This is a genomic window from Acinetobacter sp. ABJ_C4_1, from assembly GCF_044538495.1.
In the GTDB taxonomy this organism is placed as follows: Bacteria; Pseudomonadota; Gammaproteobacteria; order Pseudomonadales; family Moraxellaceae; genus Acinetobacter; species Acinetobacter nosocomialis_A.
The window spans coordinates 1-14,654 of the sequence record NZ_JBIUCQ010000020.1 but is presented as its reverse complement, the minus strand read 5'-3'; the positions used below and the strand labels follow the sequence as shown (position 1 = coordinate 14,654).

The 14,654-nt window shown below is 36.6% G+C and carries 13 protein-coding genes and 1 pseudogene; 7 read left to right on the top strand and 7 right to left on the bottom strand.

Going from position 1 to position 14,654, the window contains the following annotated elements; translation table 11 throughout:
• Positions 1-31 precede the first annotated feature (31 nt).
• The 3 genes from purE (at position 32) to ACIF8R_RS17225 (ending at position 3,652) form a co-directional block, all read left to right on the top strand.
• Entirely contained in the window at positions 32-544 is a 513-nt protein-coding gene (gene purE, locus ACIF8R_RS17235; RefSeq protein WP_000994663.1) for a 5-(carboxyamino)imidazole ribonucleotide mutase, read from the top strand.
• 9 nt (positions 545-553) lie between these two features.
• Positions 554-1,675 carry a 5-(carboxyamino)imidazole ribonucleotide synthase gene (locus tag ACIF8R_RS17230; RefSeq protein ID WP_396482184.1) on the top strand — a complete coding sequence of 374 codons (1,122 nt, stop codon included), beginning with the start codon at positions 554-556 and terminating at the stop codon, positions 1,673-1,675.
• Positions 1,676-2,353: 678 nt separating this feature from the next.
• Positions 2,354-3,652, top strand: coding sequence for a lytic murein transglycosylase (locus tag ACIF8R_RS17225; RefSeq protein WP_396482182.1), 1,299 nt, complete (start codon positions 2,354-2,356; stop codon positions 3,650-3,652).
• A 61-nt stretch (positions 3,653-3,713) separates the two neighbouring features.
• On the opposite strand, the gene ACIF8R_RS17220 is transcribed toward ACIF8R_RS17225, so the two are convergent.
• The 6 genes and pseudogenes from ACIF8R_RS17220 to ACIF8R_RS17195 all read right to left on the bottom strand — a co-directional run bounded on the left by ACIF8R_RS17220 (position 3,714) and on the right by ACIF8R_RS17195 (position 10,236).
• Positions 3,714-4,088, bottom strand: a complete 375-nt coding sequence (locus tag ACIF8R_RS17220) for a hypothetical protein (protein WP_077164428.1) — start codon at positions 4,086-4,088, stop codon at positions 3,714-3,716.
• Between the two features lie 101 nt (positions 4,089-4,189).
• The gene (locus ACIF8R_RS17215; RefSeq protein WP_396482180.1) at positions 4,190-5,203 is read right to left on the bottom strand and encodes a M57 family metalloprotease; all 1,014 of its coding nucleotides are present in this window, start codon (positions 5,201-5,203) and stop codon (positions 4,190-4,192) included.
• Positions 5,204-5,284: 81 nt separating this feature from the next.
• Positions 5,285-6,202: a matrixin family metalloprotease gene (locus ACIF8R_RS17210; protein WP_396482178.1), complete on the bottom strand. Its 918-nt coding sequence runs from the start codon at positions 6,200-6,202 to the stop codon at positions 5,285-5,287.
• Positions 6,203-6,531: 329 nt separating this feature from the next.
• Complete coding sequence (dnaK, locus tag ACIF8R_RS17205) at positions 6,532-8,472, bottom strand: molecular chaperone DnaK (protein WP_289736561.1); 1,941 nt, start codon at positions 8,470-8,472, stop codon at positions 6,532-6,534.
• 152 nt (positions 8,473-8,624) lie between these two features.
• Entirely contained in the window at positions 8,625-9,179 is a 555-nt protein-coding gene (grpE, locus tag ACIF8R_RS17200; RefSeq protein WP_086223625.1) for a nucleotide exchange factor GrpE, read from the bottom strand.
• Between the two features lie 128 nt (positions 9,180-9,307).
• Positions 9,308-10,236: pseudogene (locus ACIF8R_RS17195) on the bottom strand (LysR family transcriptional regulator).
• 107 nt (positions 10,237-10,343) lie between these two features.
• Between ACIF8R_RS17195 and ACIF8R_RS17190 the strand changes: the two are divergent.
• Positions 10,344-11,210 carry an MBL fold metallo-hydrolase gene (locus ACIF8R_RS17190; protein ID WP_396482176.1) on the top strand — a complete coding sequence of 289 codons (867 nt, stop codon included), beginning with the start codon at positions 10,344-10,346 and terminating at the stop codon, positions 11,208-11,210.
• Positions 11,211-11,601: 391 nt separating this feature from the next.
• Positions 11,602-11,832, top strand: coding sequence for a hypothetical protein (locus tag ACIF8R_RS17185; RefSeq protein WP_002051903.1), 231 nt, complete (start codon positions 11,602-11,604; stop codon positions 11,830-11,832).
• Positions 11,833-12,000: 168 nt separating this feature from the next.
• Here the strand turns inward: ACIF8R_RS17185 and ACIF8R_RS17180 are convergent, their stop codons facing one another.
• Positions 12,001-12,327 carry a hypothetical protein gene (locus ACIF8R_RS17180; RefSeq protein WP_086223627.1) on the bottom strand — a complete coding sequence of 109 codons (327 nt, stop codon included), beginning with the start codon at positions 12,325-12,327 and terminating at the stop codon, positions 12,001-12,003.
• 210 nt (positions 12,328-12,537) lie between these two features.
• On the opposite strand from ACIF8R_RS17180, the gene ACIF8R_RS17175 reads away from it, so the two are divergent.
• Together ACIF8R_RS17175 and ACIF8R_RS17170 are read left to right on the top strand one after the other, a co-directional pair.
• The gene (locus tag ACIF8R_RS17175) at positions 12,538-13,608 is read left to right on the top strand and encodes an alpha/beta hydrolase (protein WP_289736556.1); all 1,071 of its coding nucleotides are present in this window, start codon (positions 12,538-12,540) and stop codon (positions 13,606-13,608) included.
• A gap of 145 nt (positions 13,609-13,753) precedes the next feature.
• Positions 13,754-14,311 (top strand): peptidylprolyl isomerase, encoded by a 558-nt coding sequence (locus tag ACIF8R_RS17170; protein ID WP_396482173.1) that lies wholly within the window; start codon positions 13,754-13,756, stop codon positions 14,309-14,311.
• Positions 14,312-14,654 lie beyond the last annotated feature (343 nt).

Genomic DNA, 14,654 nt, shown 5'->3' with positions numbered 1-14,654 from the left:
TTTTTACCATTTTTACGCTTTGGAAATGCCAATGAACGCGGTCGCAACAGATACCCAACCTTTAGTCGGAATTATCATGGGTTCCCAGTCCGATTGGGCAACGCTTGAACATACTGCCAATATGCTTAAACAGCTTGGTGTACCATTTGAAGCGGAAGTGGTATCTGCTCACCGTACGCCAGACCGTTTATTTGAATATGCAGAAACTGCGCGTGATCGCGGTATTCAAGTGATTATTGCAGGCGCTGGTGGTGCTGCGCACTTACCAGGTATGTGTGCTGCAAAAACTGACTTACCTGTGTTGGGTGTACCAGTTAAATCATCAATTTTAAATGGCGTAGATTCATTGCTTTCAATCGTACAAATGCCAGCAGGTATCGCAGTCGGTACTTTGGCAATTGGTCCAGCTGGTGCGACCAATGCTGCGATTATGGCTGCTCAAATCTTAGGTTTAACTCGTCCTGAAATTGCAAAAAATGTTGCAGATTTCCGTGCTGCTCAAACTGATAAAGTTGCAAGCAACAATATTCCGGGACAGGTTTAAGAGGCTGAAATGGATAAAACTATCGGTATTTTTGGTGGTGGACAATTGGGCCGTATGATGGCGCAAGCAGCTTTACCATTAAATATTCAATGTACTTTTTTTGAAGCAAATACAGATTGTCCAGCAGGTGTTTTAGGCCAAGTTTTTTCTAGCCAAGACGAACAAGGTTTAAAGCAGTTTATTGAAAGCGCTGATGTTTTCAGCCTTGAGTTTGAAAATACGCCTGTTGCGGACGTAGATGTTTTAACACAAACCAAAACATTGCACCCTCCTCGTGTTGCTTTAGCGACTGCGCAAAATCGTTTGTCAGAAAAAGCATTGTTTGATGAACTTGAGATTCCTGTTGCACCGTATCGTGCTGTAGATAGCCTAGAAAGCTTGAAAAAAGCTGTTGCTGAGCTTGGTTTACCGATTGTACTCAAGACGGCAACAGGCGGATATGATGGCAAAGGTCAGTTTGTACTTCGTTCAGAAGACCAAATTGATACAGCTTGGGCAGAGCTTGGTCCTGCAAAAAGTTTAGTTGCTGAAAGCTTTGTGAAATTTTCTCGCGAAGTTTCGATTATTGCAGTACGCGGTCAAAATGGTGAAGTAAAAACTTGGCCATTAGCTGAAAATCACCATCACAACGGTATTTTGTCGCATTCAATCGTACCTGCACCGAGCAGTGAAGCTCTACAACCTGTTGCTCAAGACTACATTACGCGTTTGTTAAATCATCTCAACTATGTAGGTGTGCTAACTCTCGAGCTATTTGTGACAGAACAAGGCTTATGTGCAAATGAGATGGCACCACGTGTGCATAACTCTGGCCACTGGTCAATTGAAGGCGCCGTATGTTCACAGTTTGAAAACCATGTTCGAGCTGTTGCAGGACTACCATTGGGCTCAACAGACGTTGTTCGACCAACGGTTATGATCAATATTATTGGTCAACATCCTAAAACTGAAGATGTTTTAGCATTAAATGGCGCTCATCTGCACCTGTATAACAAATCAGAACGTGCTGGCCGTAAGTTGGGTCACATTACATTAATGCCTGTGGATAGTAATGAATTGACGAGTTTGTGCCGTCAATTAGCGAAAATTTTGCCAGAACCACTCGCATTAACAGCTGATATGACCATTTAATTAAGTTAAAATTTCTAAAAAGCGATCTTCGGATCGCTTTTTTTTGTCTTTTAAATTTAAAAAACCTAGTGTTGTTCTGCTGTGGATAACTTTCGGTAAGCTTTTTGAATTTAAATAAAGGTTCTAATTTTGAATTTAAAAATGAAATAAGTCGTTTTGGTGGTTTTGAATTTAAAATAAGTTATCCCCAATACCTAAAGTTTGAATTTAAATCGGGTGCTCTAACTTATATTTTTTTGAATTTAAAAAGATGTATGTTGTCTGGGTGGTGTTTTGAATTCAAAACCACATCTAACTTTTAAATTTAAAACGTATATTCATGAGTAGCCAAGGGCTTGTACTTCACAAGAGTTATGAAAAGCATAAAGAATATAGTGTGTAAGGCAGTTTAGGTGTGTGGTTTTATAAGTTATCCACAGATAGAATGGGTTTAGGCTTTTAAATTTAAAGTAACATTTTGAATTTAAACTACAGGAAGGATTTTTGAATTTAAAAACCAATTAATCTTGTGTAAGAAGTTTTAAATTCAAAACTAGATGTAAAATTTGAATTTAAAACTTTGGAAATGAATTTAAAGAAGTAATTATGAATTCAAATTTACGATTTCTCTCTGAAAATTTTGAGTCCATAATGGTATGGTACAGACAAATTTAAATTTAAAAATTGAACTAGGATAATATGCGACGTTTTTCTTGTATTGTTGGGTCTATATTTTTGGCAATGACTCAGGCTCAAGCAGAGCTGGTAATAAATGGTTCTACTTCTACAATATCTAGTAATGCGACTGTTCCAGTAACGAATAGCAATACCTATACGCCTAATAATAATTTCCAGAGTTGTTTAGCAAATTTACGTTCACAAGCGATTGCTGCTGGAGTTTCAGGTAGTACTTATGACCGCTATACGCAAAATTTAACGCCGGATTACTCAGTTATTGATAAGTTAAATTATCAGCCAGAATTTTCTACACCGATTTGGGACTATTTATCTGGTCTTGTAGATGAAGAGCGTGTTGAGCTTGGGAAACAAAAATTAGCGCAATATCGAGATGTTTTAAATCGTGCATCTCAAGCTTATGGCGTACCGCCAGAAACAATTGTGGCGGTGTGGGGTGTTGAAAGTAATTTTGGGGATATTTCTGGAAAATATCCTTTATTGCAAGCACTTGGAACTTTAAGTTGTGAAGGGCGCCGACAAAGTTATTTCCGTACCGAGTTTTTTGCCACTATGCGTATTTTACAACGTGGCGATTTAACCGAAGATCAACTTAAAGGCTCATGGGCGGGTGCGTTTGGACATACGCAGTTTATGCCATCAACTTATGAACGCTTAGCTGTTGATTTTGATGGAGATGGTCGCCGAGATTTAGTGTCGAGTACGGCAGATGCATTGGCATCAACTGCTAATTTCTTAAATAAAGCGGGTTGGCAAACAGGAATGCCTTGGGGTTTTGAAGTCAAAATCCCATCAGGTATGTCAATTGATGGAGAAGGGCGCCGCTCGAAAAAATCATTGAGTAGCTGGAGTGCACGTGGAGTAACCCGAATTGATGGTACACCTTTAATTCAAGGTGCTTTGTCTGATAGTACACCTGCCGGTTTAATGGTACCAGCAGGAGCAAATGGCCCAGTGTTTTTAGTATTTAAAAATTTTGATGCCATTTATAGCTATAACGCAGCCGAAAGTTATGGACTTGCGATTGCACATTTATCTGATCGCTTAAAAGGTGGCAAGCCATTCGTTGCTTCTTGGCCAACAGATGACCCAGGCACTTCGCGTGCAGAGCGTCGAGAGATTCAGCAATTTCTGATTAATCGTGGCTATGATATTGGTGCTGTAGATGGCTTAATTGGTGATAAAACACGTATTGCTATCCGTCAAGAGCAGACTCGTTTAGGTTTAAATCCAACTGGACGGGCAGGGCAGCAAATTTTAAGAGCATTCCGTCAGGAACAAGCCCGAAAAATGATGCAATAAGGCATTAAATAAAAAAGGTCTGCATATGCAGACCTTTTTTATTTAGCAGTTAAACTATGGATTAATCTAGCTTTACAGCTTCCAAAATGTCCAAAATAACTGAAGTGACATCTTGGCTTAAATCACGATCATTAAAGATTTCATAAGCAGTAATAGTGACATCGGTGTCACTTGGTAACTGCTTCTGTTCTTCTTCGATTAGATGTTCGATGGGTAGTAATGTCTGCTTAACTTCAAGATGTAAAATATCTTTATATTCAATATTTTCATCTTCAAGTTCAATTTCTTGCTCATTAAAATAAGGCAGTAAAATAGAATGAAGGTACGGTTTAAGTTCAATAATATCAAATAGTTCGATATCTCGAGTTTGTTCAATCGTACTAATGTGGTCATTTACTTCAATCAGGATATGATAATAACTCATCTTGATCTCCATTCTATTTTAGACGGCTCTTACAACCACAATAACATGACTTTGACATGAATTTCGATGTATCTATTTATAAAATAGATACATCATTGATGTCTTGTATCTAATTATTGAGGTAAAGCGTTTAATAGATCACGATCAGCGTCAGTTAAAATATCACTTTTTTTATCGCTGTCTTTGCGAACTGAGTACATTAACGCGCCTGGTTGATCAGAGTGTTTTAAGCCAAGTGCATGACCTAATTCATGAGCAATCGTTAAACGTAAATCATCAATAGAGCTATACTCATAGATTGTGATTTGTTTACCGTTATAAAGACCTTTCTTAAATACATCAGCTTGGGCATTTTGTTTAAACTGATTTAATGATTGATTAAACTGGTCATTAATCTGGTTAAAGTGATTAACCTTTTTGTTTAAGTCCGCAGCTTGCTGATTGTAAGCAGCAATATCTTTCTTTAAAGAAACAGTTTGTTTCTGTAAATCTTTTTGAGTTTTCGCAAGAGATTTTGCTGTGTATTCAGGTGCTAATTTACCTTCGTTAAATTGCATCATTTGTTGATCAAAATTCTTCAATTTCTCATTTAAGATCTGTTTTTTGTTTTCAAGATCAGATTGAGTTTGACTTAAATTTTGCTTCAACTGCTTAATTTGCTGTTGTTCATCAACTACGCGTTGTTGATCTTGTTTAAATTGAGCAGAGATTTTTTGACGCTGTTCTGAACGATTTTTGCTGTCATCGTATACAAGACGAATTTCTAACTTTGCATTTGGATCATAAGTAAAGTAATTTTTACCCGTACCTTCTTTCCAGATATCAGCAGCTTGCTGAGTAATCTGAATCAATTGATCTTGACTTAAACCAAAACGAGGATCAACTTCAGCAATTTTATATGTCAAATGTTGAGCATCTTTTTGCTGAACTTGAGTATTCACAGGAGTTGCAAGGTGAGCATTGGCCTGAAAATTAGAAAAAGCAAAAGCCAAGCCTAAAAACAAAGAAGTTAAGCGCATAGTCGTCACGGGAGGGGAGATTTGAAAGAAACGTATTATAAGAAGATAAAATGAAAAATCAATCAAAAAATGTACAATTTCGACAAATAAATGAGACTTTAGTCTCATTATTTTTTACCATTTGCCAAATTATTTGTTAGAAAAATTTGATTAATTTTTAATTTATTTAGTTTATTTAATCAGTTGGTTTTAATGATTTTCGTTATTGGAACTATAAAATGAACTCAGTAAGACTAAATCTGAATGCGTTAATTTGAAGTTATGAATATCTTGCTCTTTTAAACGAGGATACATTAAAGATTTAGGGTCAGTAGTGTGTTTTAGTCCCAGTGCATGTCCAAATTCATGGGCAAGTGTTAGACGCAAATCATCAAATGAATTAAAACCATAAATCTGAATCTGGTTTTGACTGAATAAACCTTTGTGAAAAGCCTCTGGACTAGCCGTTGTAGTTAAATTAAATTGTTTAATAGATTGATTAAGCAGGCTTTGCTGTTGATTTATTTGCTTAATTTGTGCATTAAGATTTTCTATTTTATTGTTATGTTGAGAAAATTTTGTTTTTAACTTTAATGATAATTCGGTTAGCTCAGCTTGACGTTTAATTAAATCAGCTTGATTAAATTTACTATTATCTCCTTTGTTAAAAAGAGTTACATCCTTTTGATATTGTTCAAATCTATTATTTAGCTGAACTTTTGCTTCATTCAAAAGAGAAGTTTCCTGATCTATTTGTTGTTTAGATAATAGAACAGCTTTATTTTTCTCCCGCAATTCTTCCTGCTGTTGTAATAACTTATTTATATTAATTTTTCTTTCATTTTGAACCGCTTGATAATCATCAAAAACTAAATTAATTGTAAGTTCTGCTTGTGGGTCATAAATAAAATAGGTCTTTCCTGTCTCTTTCTGCCAAATCCCAGCAGCTTCTTGACCAATTTGAATAAATTGTTCCTTGGTAATATGAAAACGTGGATCTATATAATCAATCTTGTATTTTAGAGGTTGATTAAAAGAAATAGTTGATAAATGGCTTTGAGCAAAAGCAACTGTGTATAAGCTCATACTTAAGTAAAAGCTTATTCCCCACCATAGAAATTTTTTCATGGCAAAAATAAAAATATAAATAAATTCTTATTGTTAGTAAGTAATTCGGATTCGTCAAAGTGATAAAGAAGACCAGAGATAGTGGTTGTTTTGTGATCTTGCTAAAGAAAGGGAATAGATAAATCTATTTATTTGGCACTAATGGAAAAATTAATGGATTTAATAACAGTGATTTTAATTTTTTAAAATAGTTATAAATAATAGACAGTTAATTTTAACAATTGACTATTTTGACTACAAAACAACCAAATTAATATAAAAATAATAATTGTTACTTTTTGTAATCAATAAAAAACCGCGCTTTCGCGCGGCCTTTTTAAAGAGACAAATTATTTTTTGTCATCTTTTACTTCTGTAAATTCAGCATCTACAACGCCATCATCAGCTTTTTGTTGACCAGCATCGCCACCTTGGAATGCATTAGGATCAAAACCTTCAGCACCACCAGCTTGTTGTGCTTGTTCATAAGCACGTTGAGTGATCGGCATCAAAATGTTTTGTAAAGCTTCAGTTTTCGCTTTGATCGCTTCAACATCATTTTCTTTAGTTGCTGCTTCAAGTTCAGAAACCGCTGTGCTTACCGCTGTTTTTTCATCTTCAGTCACTTTGTCACCTAGATCTTTAACAGCTTTGTTCGAGCTTGAAATTAATGCATCAGCTTCGTTACGAGCTTTTGCAAGTTCTTCAAACTTACGGTCTTCTTCAGCATTCGCTTCAGCATCTTTAATCATTGCTTCGATTTCAGCATCAGATAAACCTGAGTTTGCTTTAATCTGAATTGATTGCTCTTTACCAGTGCTCTTATCTTTCGCAGATACTTTCAAGATACCGTCAGCGTTGATGTCAAATGATACTTCAATTTGCGGCACACCACGTGGAGCAGGTGGGATATCGCCTAATTGGAAGTTACCCAACAATTTGTTTTGTTGAGCCATCTTACGTTCACCTTGGTAAACTGAAATATCTACAGCTGGTTGGTTATCAGCAGCAGTAGAGAACACTTGTGATTTCTTCGCAGGAATCGTCGTGTTTTTCTCAATGATTGGTGTTAATACACCGCCCATTGTTTCAATACCTAAAGTTAATGGTGTTACGTCAAGAAGCAATACGTCATTCTTGTCGCCAGACAATACAGCACCTTGAATTGCAGCACCGATTGCAACTGCTTCGTCAGGGTTCACGTCTTTACGTGGCTCTTTACCGAAGAATTCTTGTACTTTTTGTTGTACAAGTGGCATACGAGACTGACCACCAACCAAAATTACGTCAGAGATGTCAGAAGTCGAAAGACCAGCATCTTTAAGTGCAATACGGCAAGGTTCAATTGTACGAGCAACTAAGTCAGCAACTAAACCTTCAAGTTTTGCACGAGTTACGTTGATCACTAAGTGTTTAGGACCAGTCGCATCAGCAGTGATGTATGGAAGGTTAATTTCAGTTGCATTAGATGAAGAAAGCTCGATTTTTGCTTTTTCAGCAGCTTCTTTCAAACGTTGTAACGCAAGTGGATCATTTTTCAAGTTCACACTTTGTTCTTTCTTGAATTCTTCAACCAAGTATTCAATTAATGCGTTATCAAAGTCTTCACCACCAAGGAAAGTATCACCGTTAGTTGATAACACTTCGATTTGTTGGTCGCCATCAAGGTCTGCGATTTCAATGATAGATACGTCAAAAGTACCACCACCTAAGTCGTAAACTGCAACTTTACGGTCGCCTTCTTTTTTGTCCATACCGAACGCAAGAGCCGCAGCAGTTGGTTCGTTAATGATACGTTTAACATCTAAACCAGCGATTTTACCCGCATCTTTAGTTGCTTGACGTTGAGCATCGTTAAAGTAAGCAGGAACGGTAATTACCGCTTCAGTTACTGTTTCACCTAAATAATCTTCTGCAGTTTTTTTCATCTTTTTCAAGATTTCAGCAGAGATTTGTTGAGGCGCTAATTTTTTATCGTTTACTTCAACCCAAGCATCACCGTTGTCTGCTTTGATGATTTTATACGGTACAAGACCAATGTCTTTTTGTACGGCTTGATCTTCATAACGACGACCAATTAAACGCTTGATCGCGAATAATGTATTTTTAGGGTTTGTTACTGCCTGACGCTTAGCGCTTTGACCAACCAAGATCTCGCCATCTTTATAAGCAATGATCGATGGAGTTGTACGTGCGCCTTCAGCGTTTTCGATTACTTTTACTTTATCGCCTTCAAGTACAGCAACACATGAGTTGGTAGTACCTAAGTCAATACCAATAATTTTCGCCATTTGGTGTGTTCCTCTAAAATTCTGTTGCAATGTTTTTGCTTGTTATTCGATATGAGAGTCAATCGGTTTTTTTCAAGCATTTTTATGAAAAAAAATCAAAAAACTCTCAAATTTTGTGCTTTTAGCGAAGCGATGCTTCGCTTTTGCTCATTTTATTGACCAACCATAACCATAGCAGGGCGCAACAAGCGACCATTTAAGGTATAGCCTTTTTGTAAAACGGTGCCGATTTCATTGGCTTTGGCATTTGGATCAATACCAACAGCTTGGTGTAAATCTGCGTTGAAACCATTTTGAGTATCAGCTTCTACAACGCCAAATTTCTCAAGAGTCGTTAACAATGACTTCAAAGTTAACTTAACACCTTCAAGTACAGGTGTTTCTTCGCCACCAGCAGCTTGAATTGCACGTTCTAAATTGTCGACAGAATCCAACAATTCTTTGGCAAATTTTTCAAGCACAGTTTCTTTATGCTTCTCAGACTCACGTTGAATACGCTCTACACTTTTTTGTGCTTCGTAAACTGCATTGGCAGTACGAGCTTTTTCAAGTTTAAGATTTTCTTCTAGTTTAGTGATTTGCGCTTGTAAAGATTCAACGGTAACGTCGTTTGCTTGCTCTACACCTTCAGCCTGAGTTTGCTCGTTAGATTGCTCAGCTTGCTCATTTTGAATGTCTTGAGCTTGCTCGTTTTGCTCATTAGCCATTGATGATCTCCGTTTAAATGGGTTTTTAAACATGTACAGTCCTTTTTGGCATCAGTATTTACTGTGTAAAACCTGAACTGCCATGCATATGCTGTAATTCATTAATAGGGATGAAGTATGGGCATTGCCTAAAAATTCAAGCGTACACGGCAATTTAAAGCTTTTAATTTTGCGGTTTTAAGTAAAAATCCAGATTTTCGATCATAAAAGCTATAAATTCTTGAGTGATTCGGGGTAAATGTTGCCTAGAAGCATACACAACCGACAAACTTAACGCAGGAGCCGTAAAATTTTTAAATAAAGCTGTCAGGCGTTTTTCTTTTAAATCTTTCTCAACTAATAATGACGGTAACATCGCAACTCCCTGGGCATGTAAGCACATATCGTAAAGCGCATTCACATCATTACTTTTAAAAGTAACATTTAAAGGATAGTTCTGAGGTTGTTGTTCATTATCAAAAAGTGTCCAGAATTGATGCTGGCTATGATGAGCAATACATTCATGCTGAATCAGCTGACGAGGATGCAGCAGGGGACTGTGCTGTTTTAAATAATCCGGATGAGCACAGAAAACAGACTCGATCTGACAAACTGGCCGAGCAATTAAACCATCAGCTACCTTTTGAGTAATACGTAGTGCCAAGTCCACTTGTGCATCTATAAGATCAATTGTGCTTTCAGTTAGGTAAACATCAAACTGAATATGAGGATGCTGTCGCTTAAATTGACGAATACATTCTGCTACCCCAAGTTCAAATAAAAATAAACCGCATGTAAAACGGATTGTACCGTTATGTTGCTCAGGCGCTGCGAGCTCTTGTAAAAGTTGTTGTTGCTGTAAAATATTTTCACAGTAGAGCAGAGCTTTCTCACCTGCGGGAGTAAGAGATATTTTTCGGGTATTTCTCTGAAAAAGTCGAGTTGAGAACGTGTGTTCAAGGTGCTCAAGATAACGCGAAACCATGGCACGAGAATAATTAAGATGCTCTGCGGCTTTGGTCAAATTGCCATGTTGTGCAATAGAAACAAAGACCTGAATTGCTTTTAAAGTATCCATATGTCTAGCTATTATTACAATATATGCAACAGTTTATCTTAAATTAGTGCATTTATCTTACATAAATTGCAATTTAAAGTGTTCTTCATGAAACAGGAGAATACCTAATGAAATTATTTAAATTAACCGCTTCTGTGCTTGCTACTGCAACGGCATTCACTATGGCTCAGTCAGCTTTTGCTCAAGATCTCAAAATTCAGAGTTTTCTTGCTAAACCAGAACACTTCGGTGTGACTTCAACCTTAATAGAAGGGGATAAGGAAGTTTTATTGGTTAATGCACAATTTTCAAAATCTGAAGCATTGCGCATTGCCGCAAATATTCTCGATAGCGGTAAAACATTAAAAACAATTTTTGTAAGCTATGGTGACCCGGACTATTATTTCGGCTTAGACGTATTTAAACAGTATTTTCCGAATGTACAGATTATTGCCACTCCAGAAACAGTAAAGCATATTCAAGATACTCAAGCGCTTAAAGTTAAATATTGGGGACCACAAATGGGTGCAAATGCACCTAGCCAAATTATTGTGCCTCAAGCTTATACAGCTAAAACTTTAAAACTTGAAAATGAATCAATCGAAATTAAAGGTAAAAAAGAACTTACCTATTTATGGGTACCGTCTGCAAAAGCAGTAGTAGGGGGAATCCCTGTGTCTTCAGGCATTCATTTATGGATGGCCGATACTCCTAAAACTAAAGATCGTGCGGAAGTTATTCAATCTTTAGAAAGTATCAAAGCCCTTCAGCCTAAAATTGTTGTGCCTGCACATATGGTTGAGGGAGCTCCACAAGGTCTCGATGCGGTTAATTTCTCAATTAACTATTTAAATAGTTATGAAAAAGCAGCTAAGGCAACTAAAAACTCTGCTGAGTTGAGCAAACTTATGCAAAAGCAATATCCAACTCTTCAAAGTGTGGATAGCTTGGAGTTAGGGGCTAAAGTTGTAAAAGGTGAAATGCAGTGGCCATAATCTAACGTTTAAGCCATATTCACTTTCAAAAAAGTCGCGATCATTCGCGGCTTTTTTATGAAGAAATCACTTGTAAGGGTAAAAAAGCTCTGTAACAGTCTACGTACCTTATATAGCGTTTCTATAAATGGAAAAATTTTAAATATAAGGGCCCAGCAGAATAAAAAGAAAAAATTGATAAAATTAAACAAACATTTATCTACGGTTTAATTTATAAATTAGGTTGCTCAGATTAAAAAATTGAATTTAATAAAAAATTGCAGAATTTGTACTTCTATTACTACAAAAGACAACCAATGATACGCACGTCAGAAAAAAAAATTGTGAATTATAGGCAGCGCGAAGATGAACTTTGCATTTAAACGTTTGTCGTAATGAAAGGAAAGCAATCATGAAAAAATTAGGTCTTATCTCTGTAGTACTTGCTGGTGTTGCTCTTACAGCTGTTGGTTGTGCATCTGAAGCTGGTTTAAACGCATCAGGTTCTGCTCAAACAAGTGCTAGCCCATCTGGTGTACACGCTGGTGCTGGTATCGATGCAGGTGTTTCTGGTCAAGCGCAACCAGGTCAAGTAGACGCTGGTGCTTCTGGTTCAGTTTCAGGTTCTGCAACTGCTCAGTAATTCACTGCTAAAATAAGAGATATGAGTTTATAGAACATATATGTTCAAGATGCCGATATATATATGAAATGAGCTGCTACTCATTTTCTATAAATGAAAGAGAATTTATATTTCTCAAAAAAGCCCCAGAAGACTTATCTCTTTGGGGCTTTTTATATAATAGTGAATTTAATCATCATGACGATAATCTCGGCGATCATGATCTCGATCTTCTACCCGTTTTTTATCCCAATCACGGTGCCTTTTTTCCCATTCACGACGATCTTTTTCTTGTTCACGAATATCTTTACGTTGTTGTTCATATACTCGTTGACGCTCTTCCCAACGTTTCCGTTCCCAATCATTATATCGACGTTGATCGTCACGATCATAGCGACGATCATGATCATGGTAACCATATCCGCCACCACGATAATAAGGGTCATCTGGATAAGCAACACAGCCTACAGTTAAAAGACTGGTTGCTAACATAGTAACAACTAGTTTTGCTGACATAGCAGTACCTCTTTTTGTCTGTTAACAATAATTGGCAAAAAAGTCCTGTTTTAATCGACAGATTTGTTAATGACATTTGCTATAAATCAGATTAGCGTAGATTGGTTTTTACCTTTGTATCTTGATTGCATGAGTTGTATGCGAATATAGTCAAACAACAAAGAATTCTGTAGAAAATATGAAGGATAAGAGGGATTCAAGGAGACAGGCATGACAGCATTTAATCAAAAAATTCAAACATTGCTAGATAAGGGGCAGGGCCCCGCTGCTCGAGCACTCGATAGGTTGCCTCGAATAGCCCAAGAGTCTCTCGCTAAAATTTTAGGATATTCTTATCAATATCCAGATCTCGATTCATTTACTAAATGCATGATGGCTGTGCAAATTAAACAGGGGAGAGTGGGCTTTATTGGTTCTGACCCAATTGAATCAAGAAGAATGTTTGATGCACAAATGCATGCCATACGTCAAAAACCAACCTATATTGAGTCGGTAGAGGATATTCGTCTGCCACTCCAAAGCGGCACAATCTTTGCCAGACATTATCATCCTGCTCCTAACAAGAAACTGCCATTAATTGTGTTTTATCATGGAGGTGGTTTTGTCGTAGGTGGTTTAGATACTCATGATGAGGTTTGTCGTTTATTAGCTAAATACGCCAGAGTACAGGTACTGAGTATCGACTATCCTCTTGCTCCGGAAGTTTCACCACAACATTTAATTCAGTCGTGTGAAGATGCATTAGCATGGGTTTATCAAAATCGCAGACAATTAAAAATATTAAAAAATAGAATTGCGGTTGCAGGGGACAGTGCAGGTGGAAATATTAGTACTGTTGTTGCGCAAAGATCAGTAAATAAAGCTTATGCTCCGCAAGCACAATTACTTATCTATCCAACAGTGGATTTCAAAAGCAGACATCCTTCTTTTTATGCTTATAACGAAGGGTTGGTTTTAACAAATACCGATATTGATTACGTCACACAATATTATGCAACTCAGCATAATGTGGAACTTGATGACCCAATTATTTCACCTACCTATGGCAACCTAAAGAAAAATCCACCGGCTTTTGTGATTACAGCTGGACATGATGTCTTACATGACGAAGCAAAAATATATAGTCATAAGTTAAGACAAAATGGCGTAAAAATGTATTACGAAGAATTTCCGGAACAGACTCATGGTTTTATTAACCTGACGCCAATTTCTAGAAAAGCAAAACGCCATACTATCGAAATTAGTAAAAATTTCAGAAAATTCTGGGATAAAAATAGTTAAGCAAACTCAATAATCCATGTTTCACGTGGAACATGGATTAAATAGAATATGGTATTAAAATTCTTAATAAATACTCACTAGAATTCTTCGCTGTAGACGATTAGATTTAATGATTATCTTTTTATAAAGTTTATTGTAGGAAAATATGAAAAAGCTATTGATGTTGTTTTGTCTAGGTTTAAGCAGTCACTCAGTATGGGCTAATAGCTTAGTTGAGATGCAAACAAATTTGGGCAACATCGAAATAGAGTTATACGACGATAAAGCACCGATTAGTGTGAATAACTTTAAAAGCTATATAAAGTCTGGTTTTTATAAAGAGACAATCTTTCATCGTGTGATTCCTGGTTTTATGGCACAAGGTGGGGGCATGACTGCAAATATGCAGGAAAAGACAACACGAACACCTATTAAGAACGAAGCAGGAAATGGTATTGCAAATACACGTGGTACTTTAGCTATGGCTCGTACATCAGATCCAGATTCAGCTACTAGTCAGTTTTTTATAAATGTTGCAGATAATAAATTTCTTAATCGTTCACCAGGAAATCCTGGGTATGCCGTTTTTGGAAAAGTGGTAAAAGGAATGGATGTAGTTGACCGTATTGTTCAGGTTCCTACATCAAACTATGGTATGCATCAAAACGTGCCAAAACAGCCTATAAAGATTGTAGATATAAAGATCAAAACATTGAAAAAATAAATTAACTATATAAATCAATTATTTGATAATTTTATAAGCTTTATTTGGGTGAAAAAGAACCGGTCGAACACGGATATTTATAAAAGTGCTTGCGTGCCGGTTTTTTTTCCCTATAATGCACTCATCCCGACGCGATACACGAGAATATCTTAGCTTACAGGGTTGAGATAAAAGCTTAGTATTGTGTCGAATCTGTCTCTGACGAAGAGCAGAAAAATCATTAAGAGAATTGAAGAACAACTTGTGTGGATTTTTACTGATTGATTAATCGAAATAATTTTCATTGATTGATTGGTTTAAATTACTCGAAGTTTATTTGAGCGAAATTTAAGTCAGTAATTGA